At 39.3% G+C, this 21,002-nt stretch carries 18 protein-coding genes; 12 read left to right on the forward strand and 6 right to left on the reverse strand.

What is annotated here, in order from left to right; translation table 11 throughout:
- Positions 1–78 precede the first annotated feature (78 nt).
- The gene (locus BMW38_RS02455) at positions 79–804 is read left to right on the forward strand and encodes a hypothetical protein (RefSeq protein ID WP_092705664.1); all 726 of its coding nucleotides are present in this window, start codon (positions 79–81) and stop codon (positions 802–804) included.
- Between the two features lie 293 nt (positions 805–1,097).
- Here the strand turns inward: BMW38_RS02455 and BMW38_RS02460 are convergent, their stop codons facing one another.
- Positions 1,098–2,327, reverse strand: coding sequence for a GGDEF domain-containing protein (locus BMW38_RS02460; protein WP_092705665.1), 1,230 nt, complete (start codon positions 2,325–2,327; stop codon positions 1,098–1,100).
- Positions 2,328–2,645: 318 nt separating this feature from the next.
- Between BMW38_RS02460 and BMW38_RS02465 the strand changes: the two genes are divergently transcribed.
- Positions 2,646–3,398 carry a TenA family transcriptional regulator gene (locus BMW38_RS02465; RefSeq protein WP_003651630.1) on the forward strand — a complete coding sequence of 251 codons (753 nt, stop codon included), beginning with the start codon at positions 2,646–2,648 and terminating at the stop codon, positions 3,396–3,398.
- 47 nt (positions 3,399–3,445) lie between these two features.
- Here the strand turns inward: BMW38_RS02465 and BMW38_RS02470 are convergent, their stop codons facing one another.
- Both BMW38_RS02470 and lipA read right to left on the reverse strand, forming a co-directional pair.
- Complete coding sequence (locus BMW38_RS02470; RefSeq protein ID WP_092705666.1) at positions 3,446–4,585, reverse strand: transcriptional regulator; 1,140 nt, start codon at positions 4,583–4,585, stop codon at positions 3,446–3,448.
- Between the two features lie 156 nt (positions 4,586–4,741).
- Entirely contained in the window at positions 4,742–5,728 is a 987-nt protein-coding gene (gene lipA / locus BMW38_RS02475; RefSeq protein ID WP_092705667.1) for a lipoyl synthase, read from the reverse strand.
- Positions 5,729–6,089: 361 nt separating this feature from the next.
- On the opposite strand from lipA, the gene BMW38_RS02480 reads away from it, so the two are divergent.
- Genes BMW38_RS02480 through BMW38_RS02505 form a run of 6 tightly spaced genes read left to right on the forward strand, consistent with a single transcriptional unit; the run spans position 6,090 to position 12,939 of the window.
- Positions 6,090–7,052, forward strand: a complete 963-nt coding sequence (locus BMW38_RS02480; protein WP_004642729.1) for a thiamine pyrophosphate-dependent dehydrogenase E1 component subunit alpha — start codon at positions 6,090–6,092, stop codon at positions 7,050–7,052.
- 13 nt (positions 7,053–7,065) lie between these two features.
- Positions 7,066–8,085, forward strand: coding sequence for an alpha-ketoacid dehydrogenase subunit beta (locus BMW38_RS02485; RefSeq protein ID WP_003651637.1), 1,020 nt, complete (start codon positions 7,066–7,068; stop codon positions 8,083–8,085).
- Position 8,086: 1 nt separating this feature from the next.
- Positions 8,087–9,625 carry a 2-oxo acid dehydrogenase subunit E2 gene (locus tag BMW38_RS02490; RefSeq protein ID WP_092705668.1) on the forward strand — a complete coding sequence of 513 codons (1,539 nt, stop codon included), beginning with the start codon at positions 8,087–8,089 and terminating at the stop codon, positions 9,623–9,625.
- Positions 9,626–9,635: 10 nt separating this feature from the next.
- Positions 9,636–11,039, forward strand: a complete 1,404-nt coding sequence (gene lpdA, locus BMW38_RS02495) for a dihydrolipoyl dehydrogenase (RefSeq protein WP_092705669.1) — start codon at positions 9,636–9,638, stop codon at positions 11,037–11,039.
- A gap of 26 nt (positions 11,040–11,065) precedes the next feature.
- Positions 11,066–11,851 (forward strand): acetoin reductase, encoded by a 786-nt coding sequence (locus tag BMW38_RS02500; protein ID WP_092705670.1) that lies wholly within the window; start codon positions 11,066–11,068, stop codon positions 11,849–11,851.
- Between the two features lie 29 nt (positions 11,852–11,880).
- Positions 11,881–12,939, forward strand: a complete 1,059-nt coding sequence (locus tag BMW38_RS02505; protein ID WP_092705671.1) for a 2,3-butanediol dehydrogenase — start codon at positions 11,881–11,883, stop codon at positions 12,937–12,939.
- Positions 12,940–12,984: 45 nt separating this feature from the next.
- On the opposite strand, the gene BMW38_RS02510 is transcribed toward BMW38_RS02505, so the two are convergent.
- Positions 12,985–13,896: a bestrophin family protein gene (locus BMW38_RS02510; RefSeq protein ID WP_092705672.1), complete on the reverse strand. Its 912-nt coding sequence runs from the start codon at positions 13,894–13,896 to the stop codon at positions 12,985–12,987.
- Positions 13,897–13,965: 69 nt separating this feature from the next.
- Positions 13,966–15,237: a sigma-54 interaction domain-containing protein gene (locus BMW38_RS02515; protein WP_092705673.1), complete on the reverse strand. Its 1,272-nt coding sequence runs from the start codon at positions 15,235–15,237 to the stop codon at positions 13,966–13,968.
- Positions 15,238–15,429: 192 nt separating this feature from the next.
- Here BMW38_RS02515 and BMW38_RS02520 point away from each other — a divergent pair, with 192 nt between their 5' ends.
- The 4 genes from BMW38_RS02520 to BMW38_RS02535 all read left to right on the forward strand — a co-directional run bounded on the left by BMW38_RS02520 (position 15,430) and on the right by BMW38_RS02535 (position 19,941).
- Positions 15,430–16,125 (forward strand): MBL fold metallo-hydrolase, encoded by a 696-nt coding sequence (locus tag BMW38_RS02520; protein WP_092705674.1) that lies wholly within the window; start codon positions 15,430–15,432, stop codon positions 16,123–16,125.
- 12 nt (positions 16,126–16,137) lie between these two features.
- Positions 16,138–17,793, forward strand: coding sequence for a bifunctional protein tyrosine phosphatase family protein/NAD(P)/FAD-dependent oxidoreductase (locus BMW38_RS02525; RefSeq protein WP_092705675.1), 1,656 nt, complete (start codon positions 16,138–16,140; stop codon positions 17,791–17,793).
- Between the two features lie 239 nt (positions 17,794–18,032).
- The gene (locus BMW38_RS02530) at positions 18,033–18,824 is read left to right on the forward strand and encodes a sulfite exporter TauE/SafE family protein (protein ID WP_092705676.1); all 792 of its coding nucleotides are present in this window, start codon (positions 18,033–18,035) and stop codon (positions 18,822–18,824) included.
- 112 nt (positions 18,825–18,936) lie between these two features.
- A complete protein-coding gene (locus tag BMW38_RS02535; protein ID WP_092705677.1) occupies positions 18,937–19,941 on the forward strand; it encodes a homoserine dehydrogenase in 1,005 nt (334 codons plus the stop codon).
- 32 nt (positions 19,942–19,973) lie between these two features.
- Here the strand turns inward: BMW38_RS02535 and BMW38_RS02540 are convergent, their stop codons facing one another.
- Positions 19,974–20,891, reverse strand: a complete 918-nt coding sequence (locus BMW38_RS02540; protein WP_092705678.1) for a DMT family transporter — start codon at positions 20,889–20,891, stop codon at positions 19,974–19,976.
- Between the last annotated feature and the right edge of the window lie 111 nt (positions 20,892–21,002).

Here is a 21,002-nt window from a genome sequence, read left to right on the forward strand (position 1 = left end):
AAGTTTATTACATATTTAAATTTTTATTACTTTAAACAAAGAATTTTCAAAGTCATCATTGAAATTGGGGAAATATCAATGAATCAGTGCACATATAGAATTGGCTGTATGTCAAAGGATAGGCTATTGCCTAAAAATTTAGAGGCAATGATAAAAGTTATTCATGACTTATCTTTGTCATCTCATCTTGTGGGGAATTGGATATATAGTGAAGATAATCCTGATATACATATTATTGATTTAGATAGTGGTTATACGAATATTCTTATTCCAAAAAAAATTAAGATCGTATTAAGTAATAATCCTGAGCTTTTAAAGGGCTATCAGTATGGTTTGAAGAGACCAATAAGATATCAGGAACTTCTCAATATTTTACAAAATATTGAGAAGAATGAATATTTTAAAACAAGTCATCAAGAACGTATAATAAATAACGAGAATATAGTGTCTAAAGATCATTTAGAGACAAAAATTCTTTATAAGCTTGTCTGTTATCCAAACTTTAAAAACATTCATGCCGAGCAGATTGTTAATGTCACTAGAGTTTGTGCCTTATTATCTATTGAGTCAAAAACAGCCCAAGAAATTAAGAGATTTTTGAATTTATCTATTGATGAAATACAAAAAATTATAGAAATAATAAAAAAAGAAGCCTATCCAAATTATGAAACAATACATGAGAATATTGTTTCGATTTTACCATTTTCAACTGAAGCTATTTCCACAGTACCGCAAAGAATACAACAAAATTTACTATTTTATTTTTTAATTAAATTTTGGAAGAGGTTGAAAGGTGAGCTCTAATAAAATGGAATTTTTTCTATATTAGATTATCTGAATCTAGTAATTTTCATTATATAAAAACAGGATGTTGATGTATTGAAAGTCGCTAAATTTATTAAGTTTATATAAGTCATTTTTAACAGATGGTTTAAATTTAAATAAAAGAGGTTTTCGCACGTACTGGTTCTAAATTACATTTTAGCTTTGCCACGGATGGAAAAGCTAATTGTTTTTTTAATTGGGAAATGAGCGATAAAAGAACTTAAGAGAGATAATAATTAGTCAAAAGTCATTTTGAATAGAAGTCTGACTTTTTAAGTTAAATCTACAATTTGTTCTTCGTTTACAGCAATCTTATATTGATTGCGTCCATTAGTTTTTGCTTTGTACAAAGCATGGTCAGCACGAGCTACAAAAGCAGAAATTGAATCGTTTAGACGAGGAATTGTGGTTGCGACTCCAACACTAATAGTGACATGTGGTGAAACATCACTACATGGATGTTTAATTGCAATTTTATCAATAGCATTCATTAAACGTTCAACTTGGATCAAGGCTTGCTGATTATTTGTCATTGGAAATAACAGTAAAAATTCTTCACCACCATAACGAGCAACTAAATCACCACTGCGTGCAGCAATAGAAGAAATAGCAATTGCGATTTCTTTTAAGCATTCATCACCCTTTAGATGTCCTAATGTGTCGTTGTATGCTTTAAAATAGTCGATATCGACCATCATGATGGTAAGGGGCATTTCATGTCGTAAAGCACGGCGCCATTCATTATCAAGTGTTTCATCTAGATAGCGTCGATTGGCTAAACCGGTGAGCGCATCTTGCTGTGAAAGTAAAGATAATTGCTGTGCTTGCTGCATCAGTTCAATACGATTCAGCTCAATCATGCAGTTTTGTAAATAGTTTTCTCTATGTTGACGGTCAGTTGCATAGGCAAGGGTCATTCCTAAAAAACTACTGAAGGTGTAAGTCCGGTTCAAGAAAGTCCAGTCGATCACCCCATTTAAGTAATTACTTATCAAAATTCCAACAAGCCCGCCCATCCATCCAGCAAATATGGCGGTATAAAAGCGCATACCTACCGCACCATAGATAATCACAATCGCATACATCATCGCTGCATGAAAAAGAACATTATCTTGGCCATTTTCAATGACGTTAATTAAAATAAAAGTAATCGCCACAGCTAAAGCTGAACCGACTCCTACATAATAATCAAAATACTGATTTAATTTTTTAATAAATGATAAAATCCAGGCGATAAGAATGATTATGCCTACCCATGAATAATAGCTAAACCAGGGTAAAACTTGTTCAGTTGGTAAAACTTGATATATACCAAAGCTTAAAAATATATATAATATTAAAATAATAGGCGCTCTAAAGCGAAACTCATTAGCAGCACCGTTTTGGTATTGAAAACGATAAAGCGTTTCGAGCTGTTTAGGAAACCATACGAAGTTTAATCCTCGAGTGGTTAATAAATCTATTTGTTTCTGTCCCAATATATTGGAACCTTGCAACTTCATAATTAGTGCTCTCTATATTGGAAGTTGTCATAAAATGAGACTATTTTAGTAAAGTTCCATCTAAAAATATTGATTATATAATGTGTGATTTATTCAAAATAATAATACAGTTTTTTTAAAAAAGTAATGATTTTTATCTGAGTTAAATGTGATAAAAGTCACGTCATTTCAATGATTAGCGTCGTGATTATCCAAAGATTGGCAATCCATCGAAAAAAGTTACAAATGGTCGAATAGCGATTGTAACTTTATCATTTTCGGATAGACTTATACCGTGAAATACAGATGATTGCTGTCATATAAATAGGAAAATTAGCAATGACTGCTCTAAATCAATATGGAATGCATTTAGAAATTACACCGCATAATGGATGGTCACAGCAGTTCTGGGATGACCTGCTACCAGCGAAAGAACGGGTAAGTAAACATCCGTTTTTTTCGGAAATGGCCAATGGGGGATTGAGCCTAGATAGTTTCCGTTATGCTTTACTTAATTTCTATCCGTTAGTAGCGCATTTCCCGTCATATATGGCTGGGGCGTTAGGCAAAGCAACGGGGTTTTCTGAACCGGGCGTTACAGAGGCACGAGATTGGTTAATCCAAAATATTAAGGTAGAAGAGCGACACTTAAAATGGTATCGCGACTGGGCTGGGGGTTTTGGCTTAACTGTTGATGAGCTTGATCATGTACGACCGCCAGCTGCGATGAATGCGGTGAACCATTTCTTATGGAATATGAGTCATCGTGGTAATTTGGCAGAATGCCTTGCTGCAACAAATCTGGCAATTGAGTGGGCAACTGGGGATTGGTCGATTCAGGTCTATAAGGGTATTCATACCTATACTGACCATCCTGAAGTAACGATAGATAAACGTTCTTTAGCTTGGTTGCGTGCGCATGCACATTATGATGATCTTCATCCTTATGAAGCCATGGAGCTGATTAAGCGTTTATGTAATGATCGTCCTGACTGGCAGCAAAAAGCATTTCATGCCGCGGAAGAAGGGCTGCGGTATTATGAGTTAGCTTTAGATGATTGCTATAAGGTACAGCTTCAAGCCTCTGCTTGATCTTATTTAAAAAGGGAGAATATCTTATGGATATTCTCCCTTTTATTTTATTCGAGTAGTTTTAACAGTTTGGTTCGATAAGGCGTGTCTTCAGGCAATAATTCAAGTAGACGTTCAACTGCGTCTACTCGGTCAGGGACACGACTGACCACTCGTAATAACTGATCAACATCTTCAATCTGATAAATCACATGACTTAAGCGAGCATCAAAACAGTCTCTCCAAGCACATAAAAATGGACTTTCCGATTTAGCTAAAAAACTCCCTCTATAAAGCGTTAGTGTTGTCGATGTGAAACCCAAATTTAATGCTTGCTCCGCCATTAAAAAATCACATTGAATTTCACAGTTCAGTCGGTAAGGACGAGACTCGATCACATCGGGAATTAAGTTTCTGAGTTGAGATAGTTCTGCTTTTAAAGTGGTCGTACTTACAGGCCGATCGCCATATAAAGAGTAGTGAAGCTCTTCAAGATTAATACCTTCAGGGCACAGTGTCAGAATGCACAGAATCTCAATTTGACGTTGAGTTAAAGTAAGACTGCGTTGGTTATATTGAACTTTTGGAGTTCCAAAGGCCTTAATATATAAAATATTTTTTTGGTGAAGCTGAATTGCTTGTTTCACAATGTCCGCACATCTCTCAACGGCTAAAAGACCTAAAGAGTTATGTTTATGGGATTTTGTAGACAAATTCATAATCCCATAAAACTGGCCTGTATGTGTATCGGTGATAGGTGCTGCATAACAGACCCAATCTCTTACACTATTCATTTGGTTTTCGTGTGAGTAAACGCAGTTAGCTGAATGAGTATTTAATGCTAAACCAATTGCATTTTGTCCTACTGCCTGAGTAGACCATTGGCCACCTTCAACAAAATGAACTTGCTCTGCCGAAGAGCGCATAGGGTGACTGCTCCATGTCCAAAGTAGAGTGCCATGTGGGTCGGTCACACCAATTGCCATATCGGCATCTTCGGCAATGTGCATTAAGTTTCGGTGACACTCATGAATAGAACGTCCGAATAATGAATGTTCCCATTCTTCACTTAGGTCAAATAACGGAGCTGCTTCAAGGTCAACTGATGGCTTTTTTCCTAAATATTGAGAATGAGATGACTTTCCCGGCCGAAATAAGGGGGGAGTATTATCTATAAAAGGCGATGATAATTGTTCTGACATATCCATATCGAAATTCCTTTATCATTGAAATGGCGTATCCGTAGCCGCTCAACCGTTATAACTTTTTTATTGTGACTATTTCCTCGTTATCTCCTTACCTTAAATACTTTTATAAGTCTTGACCATTAGCCTATTGGATAAGTTTTGTTAATTACATGATCTTTAAGATAAGACATCTTTTCGACTAAAAGGTTTTGGTACGTCTTCTCCAAAATATTGTCGATCAGCAAAATAACTGGAACGGACCATCGGTGCACTCCAGATATTTTTAAAACCTAGCCGTTTACCATGTCGCGTATATCTTTCAAATTCTTGTAAATTTACAAATCGATGAATGGGTGCATGTGACTTTGAAGGCTGCAAGTACTGTCCAATGGTAATAAGGTCTACCTGATAATCTTTTAAGTCGTTCAGTAGGGCAAGTACTTCTGCTTCAATTTCTCCTAATCCAACCATTAAACCAGATTTGGTTTTGATATCGGGACAATATGCTTTAAAGCGTTTTAGTAACTCTAAGGAATGTTGATAGTCTGAGCCTGGACGCATTGCTTTATATAAACGCGGAACAGTTTCAATATTATGATTAAAGACATCGGGAGGAGATAAGCTCAAAGTTGAAAGAGCTGTCTCTAAACGACCGCGAAAATCGGGTACCAAAATTTCAATCAAAGTTTCTGGGCAGTGTTTTCTGATCTCTTCAATGCATTTTACAAAATGTGCAGCGCCGCCATCGTGTAGATCATCACGGTCTACAGAGGTAATCACTACATATTTTAAGTTTAAGTTTGCTACTGTTTCGGCCAAATGTTTAGGTTCATCTTCGTCTAGGGGTTTTGGACGACCATGAGCGACATCACAAAAAGGGCAACGTCTGGTGCAGATATCACCCATAATCATAAACGTTGCTGTACCGTCACCAAAGCATTCCGGTAAATTTGGACATGCCGCTTCTTCGCAAACGCTATGTAACTTTTGCTGACGTAAAAGGTTTTTAATACGTTTAATTTCTTCAAAATCTGTAATTTTTGCTCTAATCCACTCAGGTTTAGTTGGCAACTCTTCTGTTGGTAAAACCTTAATTGGAATACGGGCGACTTTATCGGCCCCCCGTAATTTAATACCAGTTTCAACTTGTCTTTTAAAATCCATATTAATAATTCCATTTTATTTAAAACTTACTTAAACTCCTGCCTATTTAATTTAAAGACTAATTTAAATTTCCTTAATAAGTCACAATTAATAATAAACACAGGGTGTGGCGAGTATTATAAAGTAACAAAGGTTGGTTAAAGGTTTGTTTTGCAAGCGAATGAAAATTATAAAATTTTTTTAAATTTATTTTGAGTTGTTAAGTTTTTGAAATTAATAATTTAATTGGAAATATTTTAAATAAAAACTTTTTAGTCTAATAGATCAATTATTGAATTTGAGTTTAAGTATTTATAGCGAATTAGCATTTTAGCTTGAAACTTGGTTGATTTTTAAAATCAAGATAATAAAGGAAAAGGATATGCAATTAACGGAAGAGCAATTACTCGCAGCATATAAAAGCATGCGTGATATTCGTGAATTTGAAGATCGACTTCACGAAGAAAATACCAATGGTGATATTCCCGGCTTTATTCACTTATATAGTGGTGAAGAGGCTGTAGCAGTCGGTATTTGTGAGAATTTAACAGATAAAGATTACATCACTTCAACCCATCGTGGCCATGGACACTGTATTGCAAAAGGCTGTGACATTCACGGCATGATGCTGGAAATTTTCGGTAAAGATGATGGGCTATGCCGAGGAAAAGGCGGTTCTATGCATATTGCCGATTTAGACAAAGGCATGCTTGGCGCCAACGGGATTGTGGGCGGTGGACCTCCTTTGGCAATTGGTGCTGCGTTAACAGCTAAAACATTAAAGACAGGCGGTGTGGGGCTTTCTTTTACAGGTGATGGCGGTTCAAATCAGGGCCTTACTTTCGAAGCGATGAACATGGCTGTCGTACTTAAACTTCCTGTGATTTTTGTCTTCGAAAATAACGGGTTTGGTGAGGGTACAGGTCATGACTACGCGGTAGGAAGTAAAGACATTGCAGGGCGTGCGGCAGGTTTTGGTTTGCCAGCAGTTAAAGTCGATGGTACCGATTTCTTTGCTGTATATGAAGCGGCTCAAACTGCCATTGAACGTGCACGTCGTGGTGAAGGTCCGAGTGTCATTGAAACCATTACTAACCGTTTTTATGGACATTTTGAGGGTGACCCAGGGCTCATTCGCTCAAAAGAAGAAGTCGACTTTGTTAAAGAAAATAAAGACCCTTTGAAAATTTTCCGAGAAAAAGTTAAAGGCAAAATTGATGAAGCCAAATTAGACGAGATTGATGCAGTGTCTAAGGCAAACGTTGATGATGCAGTTGCTAAAGCTCGTGCAGCGGCATATCCAAAACCAGAACAACTCCTTACCGACGTCTATGTCTCTTACTAAAGGAATAGTAAAGATGCCAAATAAAAGTTTTCGTAATGCGATTAAAGAAGCCATTGAATCAGAAATGCGCCGTGACCCAACTGTGTTTGTTGTTGGGGAAGATGTGCGCGGTGGACATGGCGGTAAAAATACCGAAGATAACCAGCTTGAAGGTTTCGGTGGTGTGCTGGGTGTAACTAAAGGTTTGTGGACAGAATTTGGTTCGGAGCGTGTTATTGATACGCCAATTACTGAATCTGCAATTATTGGTATGGCGGCTGGGGCTGCTGCGACAGGTTTGAGACCAGTTGCCGATCTAATGTTTATGGATTTCTATGGCGTGTGTCATGACATGCTCTATAACCAAGCGGCAAAATTCCGTTATATGTTCGGTGGAAAAGCAAAAGCACCAATGGTCGTGCGTGGCATGATTGGTGCGGGTTTTTCGGCAGCAGCTCAGCACTCTCAGTCACCATATAACGTATTTGCCGCGGTTCCAGGCTTAAAAGTTGTGGTTCCATCAAGTCCATACGACGTGAAAGGACTTTTAATTCAAGCAATTCGAGATGACGACCCTGTCGTGTTCTGTGAGCACAAAATGCTCTATGACATTAAAGGTGACGTTCCTGATGAAGCCTATACCATTCCTTTTGGGGTAGCGAATTACACCCGAGAAGGTACGGATGTGACCATTATTGCTTTAGGTCTGATGGTCCATCGCGCTAATGAAGTAGCAGATAAGCTAGCAAAAGATGGTATTTCGGTTGAAGTTGTAGACCCTCGAACAATTTCTCCACTTGATGAAGAAGGAATTTTAGAGTCTGTGGCATCGACTGGACGTGTGGTCATTGTGGATGAATCAGCAGCGCGCTGTGGTTTTGGTCATGATGTTGCTGCATTGATTGCACAGAAAGGTTTCCATTATTTGAAAGCACCTGTTGAACTCGTAACGCCACCACATACGCCTGTTCCATTCTCTCCAGTTTTAGAAAAAGAATGGATTCCAAGTGTAGAGCGTATTGAGCAAGCTGTGCGAAAAACATTGGAGGCTTAGGATGAGCGAAATTAAAACGCTGGAGATCCCGAAATGGGGATTATCCATGGAAGAAGGCACGATTGCCCAATGGTTGATTAAAGAAGGTGACATCTTTAATAAAGGCGATGAAATTTGTGAAATTGAAACCACAAAAATCGTCAATGTATTAGAAGCACCTTTTGCGGGAACACTCCGTAAAATCTTAGCAAAAGACGGTGATACTTTACCTGTAGGTGGTCTTATTGCTGTATGTGCTGAAAGCCAAGTTTCTGATGCAGAAATTGAAAATTTTATTACATCACTAGGTGGTTCAGCAGCTAAGGCCCCTGAAGCATCTCCTGAACAAAGTAAAGCGGAAATATCTACACCTGTTATTGAAAAAGCGGATCAACCACAGACTGTAGTAGCTAGCGCTTCAGCTCCTGTAAAGGTAGCTAAAGGTGAGTACGCTGTACCAGAGTCATTACAAGGCTATCAAAAATCTGATGAGTTGTTTACAACACCGCATGCTTTAAAGCTTGCTGAAAAGCACAATGTTAATTTGACAAGAGTGACAGGTTCTGGTCGTGAAGGCCGTATTAGCGTTCAAGACATCCAAAAGGCTGTGCAAGCTGCTGGAGGTCAGTGGCCTGATGTTAAACAGCAGCATCAAGCTAAAGTAGTTAAATCTACGGCCGATGATAGCCAAGTTTTAGCGACGCCTGTAGCACGTCGTTTAGCAAAGCAATGGGGCATTAACTTAAATGACTGCCGTGTTTCAGGTACTCGTGGCCGCGTTTGCAAAGAAGATGTTGAAGCGGTTTACAACCGTAACAACCCAACGGCGGAAAGTGAGCAGTCTACTCAGTGTGCTGCTACTCAACCACAATCGACAATTACCACTGTCGCGATGAATGGTATGCGTAAAGCGATTGCTTCACGGTTACAGGCTGCAAAACGTAATGCGCCACATTTCCGTCTTGTAGTCGATCTAAACGTAGAAGCACTTCAAAATTTACGTAAGCAGATTAATGAGAGTGTTCCACATGTGAAACTTTCTATTAATGACATGCTGATTAAAGCCGCGGCAGCAGCACTCATTAAAGTACCTGAAGTAAATGTTCAGTTTGATGAAGCCACACAGTCGATTCTGCAATTTTCTCAAGCCGATATTTCGGTGGCTGTGGCGATTCCAAACGGTTTAATTACACCAATTGTGAAAACCGCCAATCAGAAGTCTTTAGCACAGATTTCCGATGACATGCGTGATTTGGCAACGCGTGCTAAGACTGGAAAGTTACAACCTGACGAGTTTCAGGGAGGCAGCTTTAGCATTTCAAATTTAGGAATGTTAGGTATTAAACAGTTCGATGCCATTATTAATCCACCGCAAGGTGCAATTATGGCATTAGGTGCTTCTGAATCACGTGCTGTCGTTGAAAATGGAAATGTTGTGGTTCGTGAGATTGTCACAGCGACGTTGTCATGCGATCACCGAGTCATTGATGGTGCAGTTGGGGCGAAATTCTTGGCCAGCTTTAAGCAGTTTGTTGAAAACCCAGCTTTAATTTTGGTGTAGGAGAACCCGCATGTCAGAAACTCAATTCGATTTGATTGTGATTGGTGCGGGACCGGGTGGATATGTGGCTGCAATTCGTGCAGCCCAGCTCGGGTTAAAAACCGCAATTGTAGAAGAACAGCATTTGGGTGGAATATGCCTGAATTGGGGGTGTATTCCAACCAAAGCTCTATTGGCTGGGGCAGAGTTGGCAACTCAATTTAAAAATGCTGCGCAGTTTGGCTTTCAGGTATCTCAACTCGATTTTGATATTCAAAAGCTTGTGCAGCATAGCCGTCAAGTTTCCGCACAGTTGGTACAAGGCATTGATTATTTGCTTAAAAAGAATCAGGTGACTGTTTTTAATGGTCGTGCTCAACTTACGGCTAAAGAAAAAATTGAAGTTACAGATGCTCAAGGTAAAAGTCAGGCTTTAAGTGCACCACATATTATTTTGGCAACTGGTGCTAAAGCCCGACATATTCCTCAGCTTCCTGTCGATGGAACGTATGTTTGGAGCTATAAAGAAGCACTTATTCCAGAAGAGCTGCCAAAAAGCTTACTCGTCGTTGGTTCGGGTGCGATTGGTAGTGAGTTTGCCAGCCTCTATCAAGACTTAGGGTGTCAAGTCATGCTTATTGATTTAGCTAAGCAGATTCTACCGACCGAAGATTCAGAAGTTGCTCAATTTGTCAGAAAACAGTTTGAACAAAAAGGAATGAAGGTCTTAACCGATGCTGTTGTTCAAAGTATTCAAATTGAAAATGGGCAAGTTCACTGTGTAATTGAAACGGCAAATGACGTTCAAACAGTCGTTTTTGACCGTGTGCTTTCGGCAATTGGTGTACAGCCTAATACCACGGGACTAGGACTGGAACGTTTAGGCGTAGAACTGAACCAGCAAGGTTTTGTGGCAATTGACGATTATTGTAAAACCAACGTAGCAGGGCTTTATGCCATCGGTGATGTTGCTGGAGCACCATGTCTTGCCCATAAAGCAAGCCATGAAGCCATGATATGTGTGGAAAAAATTGCTGGCGTGGCAAACGTGCATTCACTCGACCGTAGCCAAATTCCGGGTTGCATTTTTACTCATCCACAAGTGGCTAGCATTGGTCTGACTGAAAGTGCAGCAAAAGCTCAGAACTTACCTGTACGAATCGGCAAGTTTTCTTTAACTGCGAATGGCAAAGCTTTGGCAATTGGAGATGCGTCAGGTTTCGTTAAAACGATCATTCATGCAGAAACGGGCGAGCTACTTGGTGCACACATGGTGGGTCATGAAGTGACCGAGCACATTCAAGGCTTTGCAATTGCTAAATATCTAGAAGCGACTGATGAAAGTCTAGCTCAAGTCATTTTCCCACATCCAACTTTATCAGAAGCCATGCATGAATCCATTTTGGCTACAATGCAACGAGCGATTCATATGTAGTGATTCTGCATTTACAGGAGTTGAAAATGGTTAAGGGATTAAAAGATAAAGTCGCATTAGTGACAGGCGCAGCTCAAGGCATTGGCCGTGGGATTGCCCTACGTTTGGCACAAGAGGGTGTACACATTGCATTGGTCGATATGAAGCAAGATCGACTCAATGCGGTACAGCAAGAGATTCAAGCTCTAGGCGTAAATGCCAGTACGTTTATTGCCGATGTCAGTGATCGTGAACAGATTTATGCTGCGATTAATCATGCTGAGCAGACGCTTGGTGGCTTTGACATCATGATTAATAATGCTGGAATTGCTCAGGTTCAGGCTATTGCAGATACGACACCAGATGAATTTCACAAAATCGTTGATATCAATATTGGTGGAGTACTGTGGGGCATACAGGCTGCTGCTGCAAAATTTAAGCAACGTCAACATAAAGGAAAAATCATTAATGCTTGTTCAATTGCAGGCCATGATGGGTTTGCTTTGCTGGGTGTTTATTCTGCTACTAAGTTTGCAGTGCGTGCGCTTACCCAAACCGCCGCAAAAGAATATGCCAGTCATGGTATTACGGTAAACGGATATTGTCCCGGAATTGTTGGAACCGACATGTGGGTTGAAATCGATAAACGTTTTGCTGAAATTACCGGTGCTGCTATAGGTGAGACTTATAAAAAATATGTAGAAGGCATTGCTTTAGGTAGAGCCCAAACGCCAGAGGATGTCGCTGCATTAGTTGCTTTTCTGGCAAGTGAAGATTCAGATTACATTACGGGTCAATCGATTTTAACGGACGGCGGAATTGTCTATCGTTAAAACAACATCCTGATTTGAGGGAGATAATAATGAAAGCAGCGCGTTTTTATGACAGAGGCGATATCCGTATTGAAGATATCCCAGAACCAGAAGTCACTCCCAGCACTGTAGGCATTAAGGTTGCTTGGTGTGGAATTTGTGGTACAGATTTGCATGAATTTATGGAAGGACCGATTTTTATTCCACCGTGTGGACATCCTCATCCTATTTCAGGCGAATCTGCTCCAATCACCATGGGACATGAGTTTTCTGGTGTAGTCTATGCCGTAGGTGAAGGTGTTGATGATATTGAAGTCGGTCAACATGTGGTCGTAGAGCCTTATATTGTGGCGGATGATGTACCGACTGGGCCAGGAGATAATTATCATCTTTCCAAAAATATGAATTTTATTGGTTTAGGTGGTCGTGGCGGCGGTCTATCGGAAAAAATTGCGGTTAAACGCCGTTGGGTACACCCAATTTCAAATAAAATTCCGCTGGATCAGGCTGCATTAATTGAACCGTTATCGGTTGGTCATCATGCTTATGTCCGCAGTGGCGCGAAGGCTGGTGATATTGCTCTGGTTGGTGGTGCGGGCCCAATTGGTTTACTGCTTTCGGCAATTTTAAAAGCGAAAGGTCTTAAAGTCATCATTACCGAGTTGAGTGCAAAACGTAAGGAAAAAGCCAAAGAGTCGGGAGTTGCAGATTATATTTTAGACCCATCTGAAGTTGATGTGGTTTCTGAGGTCATGAAAATCACCAATGGTGATGGCGTCGATGTTGCATTTGAATGTAGTAGCGTTAACAAAGTTCTAGATACTTTGGTTGCGGCAGTGAAACCAACAGGCGTTATTGTTATTGTTTCGATCTGGAGCCATCCAGCATCAATTAATGTGCATAGTGTGGTGATGAAAGAGCTGGATGTGCGAGGAACAATTGCCTATGTAAATGACCATCAGGAAACCATTAAGCTGGTTGAAGAAGGTAAAATAAATCTAGAACCTTTTATTACCCAGCGTATTCAACTTGATGATTTGATTTCACAAGGTTTTGAGACCTTAATTCATAACAATGAGTCCGCCGTTAAGATTATCGTACAGCCATAAATAAACCTTTAAATCTAAAAAAGAGCGATAATTCGCTCTTTTTTATTAAAGTAAATTGTTATTTTGGGCTTCAATAATAGGGGGTAATGGTTGTCCTAAAGAGCTTAAAGACTCTCGTTCAATCAAACGTACAATAGAATCAAGCGGTAAATCATTTTCTTGCAAACCAAAAGGCTCTTCAATTTGAGCACTTAAGGCATCTAGCCCTAAAAACATATAAGCAATTAAGCCCACAATAAGTGGTGTCCAAATACCTAAAGCTGCTTCCAGACTAAACGGTAATATGAAACAGAAACAGTAAACAGCGCGATGTAAAAGTACTGAATATGAATAGGGCAAAGGGGTACCAGCAATTCGATCACAACCTGCTTGAATATTACCTAGCTCAACAATATGACGTGTCAATGTGCTGTAGATAATGTCACTAATTTCGCCATCTTTTAAAGCTTTGACTAAATCTTTTTGAATATTTTCGAGTACAAACTGAGGTGCATTAATATGCTCATTTAAATAATCAAGTGAAGAGTTATTTAAATAGGCATGTTCAAGAAATTTCGTTGGCTCGGCTGTTTGTTGGCGCAAACGGTCGCGCAATAAATTACTAAAAATTAAGACTTGATGAATTAAATTTTCACGTTGTTCATTGGATAGAACATGACTATCTCTGACAATATGCCTCGCATTTGCAATTAAAGCTCCCCAAAGTTTGCGTCCTTCCCACCAACGGTCATAACACGCGTTATTTCTAAAACCGGTGCAAATTGAAAGAATCACACCAAAGATGGTAAATCCAATTGCGGGAACGGTAGGGATTTGAATCCAATGATAATAAGAAAGCCAGACTACACATGCTGAAATAAGAACAACAAAAATTAGCGCAGGTAAAACCTTGGGTAGAACTGTTCCTTTCCATGCAAATAAGAGTTTAAAAACGCTGCTTTTATCGCGAACAATCATAGAAAGCCTTTGAACTAATGGACCTAACCAAGTGCAGTATGATACGCCTTAGATCAGATAAATACCTACCTAAAGCTTATGTTTTTGTCTATATCGCCAAAGCGTAGTACGGCTAATTCCAAAAATATTAGCCACCATATTCAGGTTGTGATTATATTTTTCCAAAGCTGCTTGCACATTTTCAGGATTAAGTTCCGTATTTGTCTCTGGTAATTTAACGTAATCCTCAGCATTTAAGAGTTCATTCGGTAAGTCTTCGACTTCAATTTCGTCCTTACCATTTGCCATAGTTAAAGCATAAAGCAAGGTGTTTTTAAGCTCACGAACATTCCCCAGCCAATCATAATTCAGTAAAACCTGCATGGCTTTTTGATTGACTTGACGAGGCATTGTGTCGAGTTGAGTTGAATTTTCTTTTAAAATCTGATCGACAATGAGTGGAATATCGACTTTCCGTTCTCTAAGTGGTGGTATAAAAATTGGAATTACACGTAAACGATAGAGTAGATCGTGACGGAAACGCCCAGCCTTGGCTTCTTCACGTAAAGCCTTGTGCGTTGCTGTAATAATACGGACATTGGCTTGAATAGGTTTTTCACCACCGACCGGAGTAAATTCACCAGTTTCTAAAACCCGCAATAATTTAGCTTGTAGCTCTAAAGGAATCTCAGCAATTTCATCTAGAAAAAGAGTTCCGCCCGCTGCACGTTCAAATACACCTTTATGGTCGCGAATTGCTCCAGTAAAAGCGCCTTTAACATGCCCAAATAGTTCGCTTTCTAAAATATTGGCATTTAGAGCAGCACAGTTAATGGCAACAAAGATCTTATTTTTACGTTGGCTATAATCATGAATAGCCTTTGCTACGAGTTCTTTACCACTACCAGATTCACCGCGGACGAGCACTGGAAACTCAGTAATTGCCACTCTTTGAATAATTGAAAACATGCGGGTCATTTCTGGTGAGCAACTATTAAAAACCTTGGCTAAGTCTTGTAATTGCTCTGTTAATTGCACTTGATCAGCAATATCATCTTCTGTGCCAACTGGCTGTAAAATATGTAGCTTCCCAATAAAATGGTTTTCACTAATATAAATGTCATGCTCTTGATAGATAAATCGCTTTTTAATTTTATGCGTATTAATTTCAAGATATTGGTTGTGATGGTCTTGAGTAAGCGCTGCCATGCTCTCAACGGAAATGTCATCTGTATTAAATTTATAGTGAATTGCGTGAGTCGTTATATCTGCTAAAAATAGACTAGCACTTGGGAATAAAGCCTTTAATTGCTCAAATAAAATAAAAAAATCTTGTTCTGACTCAAAATTTAACTTTGCCATTGTCTGCGTTTCACCATTGTTTCATTGAAACATACTAAAGTTGCATAGAAACATCAAGTAGTGCTTATTTTCCGGATATAAATTTAATTATTAATTTAAATATTTGATTTTTATTCTTATTATTTAAATTAAAGAAATTGGCATCTTATTTGCAAAATGTAGGAAAGAAATAAATTATTGGGGGTATAAATCATGTTCTTTAAGCAGTTTTTTGAACAGGAAAGTTCGACTTATACTTATATGCTTGCATGTGAAGAAACACGAGAAGCTGTTTTAATTGACCCAGTTGCATCAGATATAGAGATTTATACAAAAGAATTAGATCAGCATCAATTTATACTGATCTATACCTTAGACACACATGTTCATGCAGACCATATTACTGCTGCAAATTTGCTGCGTGAACGCTTTCATTGCAAATCAGTTTTACACCGAAATTCAGGTGTAAATTGCGGAGATATTTTAATCACTGATGGTTGCACGCTTAAATTGGGCAACCTCAGTATTGAAGCGCGCTATACACCAGGTCATACCAATGCTTGTACGAGTTATCTGGTTGGAAACATGGTTTTCACTGGTGATGCATTATTAATTGATGGTTGTGGTCGAACTGACTTCCAAGCGGGTAATGCTGGAACGCTCTATGACAGTATTCATAAACAACTTTTCAGTTTGCCTGACGATACAATTGTTTATCCGGGACATGATTACAAAGGTCGTCTGTCTTCAACCATTGAAAATGAACGCTTAAAGAATTCACGCTTAGGTCAGAAACGCTCCCGTGAAGATTTTATTAAATTAATGGATGATTTAAATCTGCCATATCCAAAACAAATTGATAAAGCACTACCTGCCAATCAGGCATGTGGTTCAACCTCACAATCATAAGAAGGTGGCAATATGGAACTCAAACGAATTAATCAAGATTTTTATGTTGCTGGTCAAATCACTGCTGATGAAGTCGCAAAAATTGCAGATCAGGGAATAAAAACTCTAATCTGTAACCGTCCAGATGGAGAAGGTCCGGATCAGCCGAATGTGATTGAAATTGAAGAAGCAGCTCAGCGACATGGCCTAAATGTAATTTATCAGCCTGTTACGAGTGGCAAAATTACCGATCAACAAGTTACCGAGTTTAAGCAGTTTTACCACAATACTCAGAAACCTGTTTTAGCGTATTGCCGCTCTGGCATGCGTGCCATCAGTCTATGGGCTTTAGCGGAAGTTGATCCTTCAAATGCAGCACTTTTAGTCGAAACAGGTAACAAACTTGGTTTTAACTTGAAAGGCTTAGTGCCACGTATTTTAAAACGTGATCATGAACCAGCAACGATTCCTTGCTATAGCGTTGTGATTGTGGGTGCTGGTGCAGCTGGAATTTCTGTAGCGTCTAGTCTTTTATGCCGTGAACCGAACTTAGATATTGTCATTATTGATCCGGCAGATACGCATTATTATCAACCCGGCTGGACCATGGTAGGGGCTGGAATTTTTAAGCCGCAAGTAACAGCACGCTCAATGGCAAGTGTAATTCCATCCAAAGTTAAATGGATGAAAGCTGCTGTTGCCGGATTCGACCCTGAGCACAATCAAGTTATTTTGGAAGGATGCCAACCGATTCAATATAAAGCATTGGTTGTATGCCCCGGTTTAAAACTGAATTGGCATGGGATTGACGGTTTAGTCGAAACCCTTGGTAAAAATGGAGTGACCTCTAACTATCGCTATGACTTGGCACCTTATACATGGCAATTGGTACAACAGCTAAACGGTGGAAAAGCAATCTTTACCCAGCCACCTATGCCGATTAAATGTGCTGGTGCTCCTCAAAAAGCGATGTACCTCTCAGCCGACTATTGGTTAAAGCAAGGCAAACTTAAAGATATTTCTATCCATTTTTATAACAGCGGCGGTGTTCTATTTGGTGTGAAAGAATATGTGCCTGCACTGATGCAATATGTCGAAAAATATGGTTCTGAACTGCACTTTAACCATCAACTTGTCAAAGTAGATGGCCCTGCGAAGAAGGCTTGGTTTAAGGTAGTAAATGAAGAAAATGCAGCATTGGTTGAGACAGATTTCGATATGCTGCATGTTGTTCCACCGCAACAAGCTCCAGACTTTATTCGTGCCAGTACTCTCACTGATGAAGCTGGATGGGTGAGCGTTAACCCGCAAACTTTACAACATACCGAGCATGCCAATATTTTTGCTTTAGGTGATGTGATGAATGCGCCTAATGCCAAAACTGCTGCGGCAGCACGCGCTCAAGCTCCAATTGTCGCTGTGAATGTTCTAGCGCAACTTAAAGGTGAGCAAAACTTTTGTGAATATAACGGTTATGGTTCATGTCCGCTCACAGTAGAGCGTGGAAAGATTGTTCTGGCTGAATTTGGTTATGGCGGCAAATTACTTCCAAGTTTTCCCAAATGGGTAATTGATGGGCAGAAACCATCTCGCTTGGCATGGTTACTCAAAGAGCAAATTTTGCCACCGATTTACTGGCAAGGCATGCTCAAAGGCCGCGAGTGGATGGTCAAACCTGAGCGAGGATAAGTAAAGATTAATAATCTTTACCCGAGCGCAAGACGAGAACTGTGTTCGAGTGGAAGAGGATAAGTAAAGCAACGCTTTACCCGAGCGCAAGGCGAAAGCTGTGCTTGAGCGGAAGAGGATAAGCAAAGCAACGCTTTTTCCTGAGAAGCGGTTAAAGCTTCGAAAGAAGGTGAGAACTAGGTTCGAGTAAATACTGTAGTTCATTGCAAATGAAAAACATGAAATTTTAGGCTTCTGATATGTTATTACTTGTCGTTGAAGGCATTGTGATTGGCTTTTTACTTGGTCTAACTGGCGCTGGTGGCGGTATTCTTGCTGTACCCGCGCTAATGACCAGTCAAGGCTGGAGCGTAGCTCAAGCAGCACCGATTGGTTTATTGGCAGTTGCGCTTTCTACGCTTCTTGGAACCATTGAAGGGCTATTTAAAAAGATGGTTCGTTATCGTGCTGCAATCTGGATCGCCCTTATTGGCGCACCTATGGCACATATCGGAATTTTAATAGCTAACACCATTTCACCTATTTGGCTCATGCTCATGTTTAGCTTAGTCATGTTTACAGTGGGCTATCGACTCATCAGTAACCGAGTTTCGGATTTCCACAATCCGCCGTGTCAGGTTAACCCAAGTACGGGGCGCTTTATCTGGAATTTTAAAACGGGAAGCGTTCTTGCGAGCATCGGGATTATTGCTGGGCTTTTAACGGGAATGTTAGGGGTTGGCGGTGGTTTTGTGATTGTACCTGCACTTAGAAAAGTCACTAATCTCGACATGCATAGTATTGTTGCAACCTCACTCATGATTATTTTTCTCATTAGTGGAATGAGTATTGTGATGCATATTGCAGAGGGTTTTCACTATCCAGTAGGCATTACCAGTGCGTTTGCACTCGCATGTGCATTCGGTATGTTATTAGGGCGCAGAGCCATTCGTTTTATTCCGGCTGCAATTGTACAAAAAGTCTTTGCATTAATGGTGTTTGCAGTCGCAATTTATATGGTAGTTAAGATTATTAATCTCACAAATATCTAAGTAATATAGTATTTTAACCTATCTTTATAAATACAAAGTTTCCAAATGAAGCCTTAACATTAACTTTGGAAACTTTTGGATTTAAACCATTTAAGTTTTTTGAGAAAGCGATATGAAGCGAGTCAACGTGGCAATTTGTGGTTTTGGACGGATTGGGCAACAAATTGCAGAGCTTCTTTTAAATCGATCGGCATACTATAAACAAAAATATCAAATTGATGCCCGTTTAGTGGGCGTTTGCAATTCATCATCAGGCTTGATTGATCAAGACGGTTTGCAAGCTGCCAAATGGCTAGATAAAACTCAATATCAAGCAGGCCTCACTGAACAAAAGTTTTTAGAACAGGTACAAACGGATGTCATTATTGAGACCGGGCCGAGTGATTATGTGACAGGTGGAAAAGGCCTGTTTTATTTAAATTATGCTCTAACACATAACATGAATGCGATTGCAGTATCTAAAGGTGCTTTAGTCGTAGAAGGTAAAAAATTAATTAACTTGGCGCATCAACACAATAAAAAATTATTTTTTAGCGGCGCGACGGCTGCGGCTTTACCGACAGTTGATTTGTTTGAATATAACTTGGCTGGCTGTCAGATTTTAGAAATAGAAGGTGTTTTTACTGGAACCACAAATTTTATTTTAAATGATATGTTGCAAAATGAATGTGCATTTGCAGAATCTCTTGAAAAAGCTCAAGCAAAAGGTATTGCCGAACCTAATAGCTCTTTTGATGTAGATGGATGGGATACCGCTGCTAAAATTACGATATTGGCAAATACGGTTTTGGGAGCTGATATAAAAATTCAAGATATTCCAAGACAAGGAATCAGCCATGTTACAGCCGATCATATTCGTGACTGGAAAAAAGAAGATCTAATTCCTCGTCTGGTCGGTTTTATTCACATTAAGAATCAGCAAATTCAAACAGGGGTTGAATTACGTTTAGTCCCAGCAAATCATCCCTTTGCCCATCTTCAAGGTTCCAATAAATGCATTCGGGTGCTAACGCAAGAAATGGGGGAACTTGTGGTAAGTGGAGGAGCATCTGCGCCTTTAGCCACAGCAGCCGCAGCTTTAAAAGATTTCGAGTTGATGCTAAAAACGGGCTGCTAAAATTAATCATGATTTAAAAAAAAAGCAGGCTTTTAGGCCTGCTTCTCACAACTTTTTTGAGTATTAAATAACTTTTTTCCAATTTCAAATTTACTAAACATTAAGTAGTTGCCGAGTAAAATCAATAAAATTCCGAATAGAGCGTTTAGGGTCCAGACATATCCTTCAAAGAAAGTAGAAACAGAAAGCGCGACTAAAGGGAAGAGCAAAGTGCTATAGGCTGCTTTTGAAGCGCCAATTCGCCCAACCAATGAAAAATATGCAGAGAAGCCAATAACCGTACCAAATACAGCTAGGTAAAGTACTGAACTTAAAAATGGAAAATTCATCGGAGGCATTAAATCTTGGCCAGTAAATAAAGCTAGACTTAACATTACCAATGCACCATAGGTCATGGCATAACAATTGGTTGAAAAAATATTTAGGCCACGTTTCTGATGTCTAACACTAATCATGTTCCCTAAAGAAAAACCATAAGTGCCTATTGCACACAGCCCAATACCCATCAATAACTGTGCATTAAACTGGCTATTAATGAGGTCATGCCAAAAGAGCAAGACAATACCCATTAGGCCTAAAATTGCAGCTGGTGCAAAGTTTGGGGAAGGTTTTTGCTTAAAAAAGATAAACGCATTAATAGCATTAAAGAAAACAGCCATCGAAAAAATGACAGACTCTAAACCGCTATTTACATATTTAACAGCAGTATAAAAACAAATAAAGTTTAGGCCGAAAACACAAAGGCCTTGTAGCATACAAAACAGATGATCTTTAAAAGCAATTCGTTGTAATTTTCCGGAGAATAGTAAAACAACCCAAAGTAATAAGGCTGAAATGGCAAAACGCCATAAAATTGCGACAACGGGTGTTGCATAATGGCTTTGAACGGCAATTCCAATCCATGTTGTTCCCCAAATCAACACCACCGCAACATAGAGTAAAATATTCATAAATTCATCCTCGATTACTAAGCTTAAGTATCGAGGAATGCTTCATTTTTCACGTATATATTCTTGTGTTGTACATGCAAGATCTTGCGTTTTTTATAGATCTAAACTAGC

Origin of the sequence: Acinetobacter sp. yr461 (genome assembly GCF_900110445.1) — a bacterium.
Taxonomy (GTDB): domain Bacteria; phylum Pseudomonadota; class Gammaproteobacteria; order Pseudomonadales; family Moraxellaceae; genus Acinetobacter; species Acinetobacter calcoaceticus.

Bases quoted from the DNA above. Each gene is read 5' to 3' on its own strand.
- BMW38_RS02455 (WP_092705664.1), top strand. From the start codon at position 79: ATGAATCAGTGCACATATAGAATTGGCTGTATGTCAAAGGATAGGCTA.
- BMW38_RS02460 (WP_092705665.1), bottom strand. From the start codon at position 2,327: ATGAAGTTGCAAGGTTCCAATATATTGGGACAGAAACAAATAGATTTA.
- BMW38_RS02465 (WP_003651630.1), top strand. From the start codon at position 2,646: ATGACTGCTCTAAATCAATATGGAATGCATTTAGAAATTACACCGCAT.
- BMW38_RS02470 (WP_092705666.1), bottom strand. From the start codon at position 4,585: ATGGATATGTCAGAACAATTATCATCGCCTTTTATAGATAATACTCCC.
- lipA (WP_092705667.1), bottom strand. From the start codon at position 5,728: ATGGATTTTAAAAGACAAGTTGAAACTGGTATTAAATTACGGGGGGCC.
- BMW38_RS02480 (WP_004642729.1), top strand. From the start codon at position 6,090: ATGCAATTAACGGAAGAGCAATTACTCGCAGCATATAAAAGCATGCGT.
- BMW38_RS02485 (WP_003651637.1), top strand. From the start codon at position 7,066: ATGCCAAATAAAAGTTTTCGTAATGCGATTAAAGAAGCCATTGAATCA.
- BMW38_RS02490 (WP_092705668.1), top strand. From the start codon at position 8,087: ATGAGCGAAATTAAAACGCTGGAGATCCCGAAATGGGGATTATCCATG.
- lpdA (WP_092705669.1), top strand. From the start codon at position 9,636: ATGTCAGAAACTCAATTCGATTTGATTGTGATTGGTGCGGGACCGGGT.
- BMW38_RS02500 (WP_092705670.1), top strand. From the start codon at position 11,066: ATGGTTAAGGGATTAAAAGATAAAGTCGCATTAGTGACAGGCGCAGCT.
- BMW38_RS02505 (WP_092705671.1), top strand. From the start codon at position 11,881: ATGAAAGCAGCGCGTTTTTATGACAGAGGCGATATCCGTATTGAAGAT.
- BMW38_RS02510 (WP_092705672.1), bottom strand. From the start codon at position 13,896: ATGATTGTTCGCGATAAAAGCAGCGTTTTTAAACTCTTATTTGCATGG.
- BMW38_RS02515 (WP_092705673.1), bottom strand. From the start codon at position 15,237: ATGGCAAAGTTAAATTTTGAGTCAGAACAAGATTTTTTTATTTTATTT.
- BMW38_RS02520 (WP_092705674.1), top strand. From the start codon at position 15,430: ATGTTCTTTAAGCAGTTTTTTGAACAGGAAAGTTCGACTTATACTTAT.
- BMW38_RS02525 (WP_092705675.1), top strand. From the start codon at position 16,138: ATGGAACTCAAACGAATTAATCAAGATTTTTATGTTGCTGGTCAAATC.
- BMW38_RS02530 (WP_092705676.1), top strand. From the start codon at position 18,033: ATGTTATTACTTGTCGTTGAAGGCATTGTGATTGGCTTTTTACTTGGT.
- BMW38_RS02535 (WP_092705677.1), top strand. From the start codon at position 18,937: ATGAAGCGAGTCAACGTGGCAATTTGTGGTTTTGGACGGATTGGGCAA.
- BMW38_RS02540 (WP_092705678.1), bottom strand. From the start codon at position 20,891: ATGAATATTTTACTCTATGTTGCGGTGGTGTTGATTTGGGGAACAACA.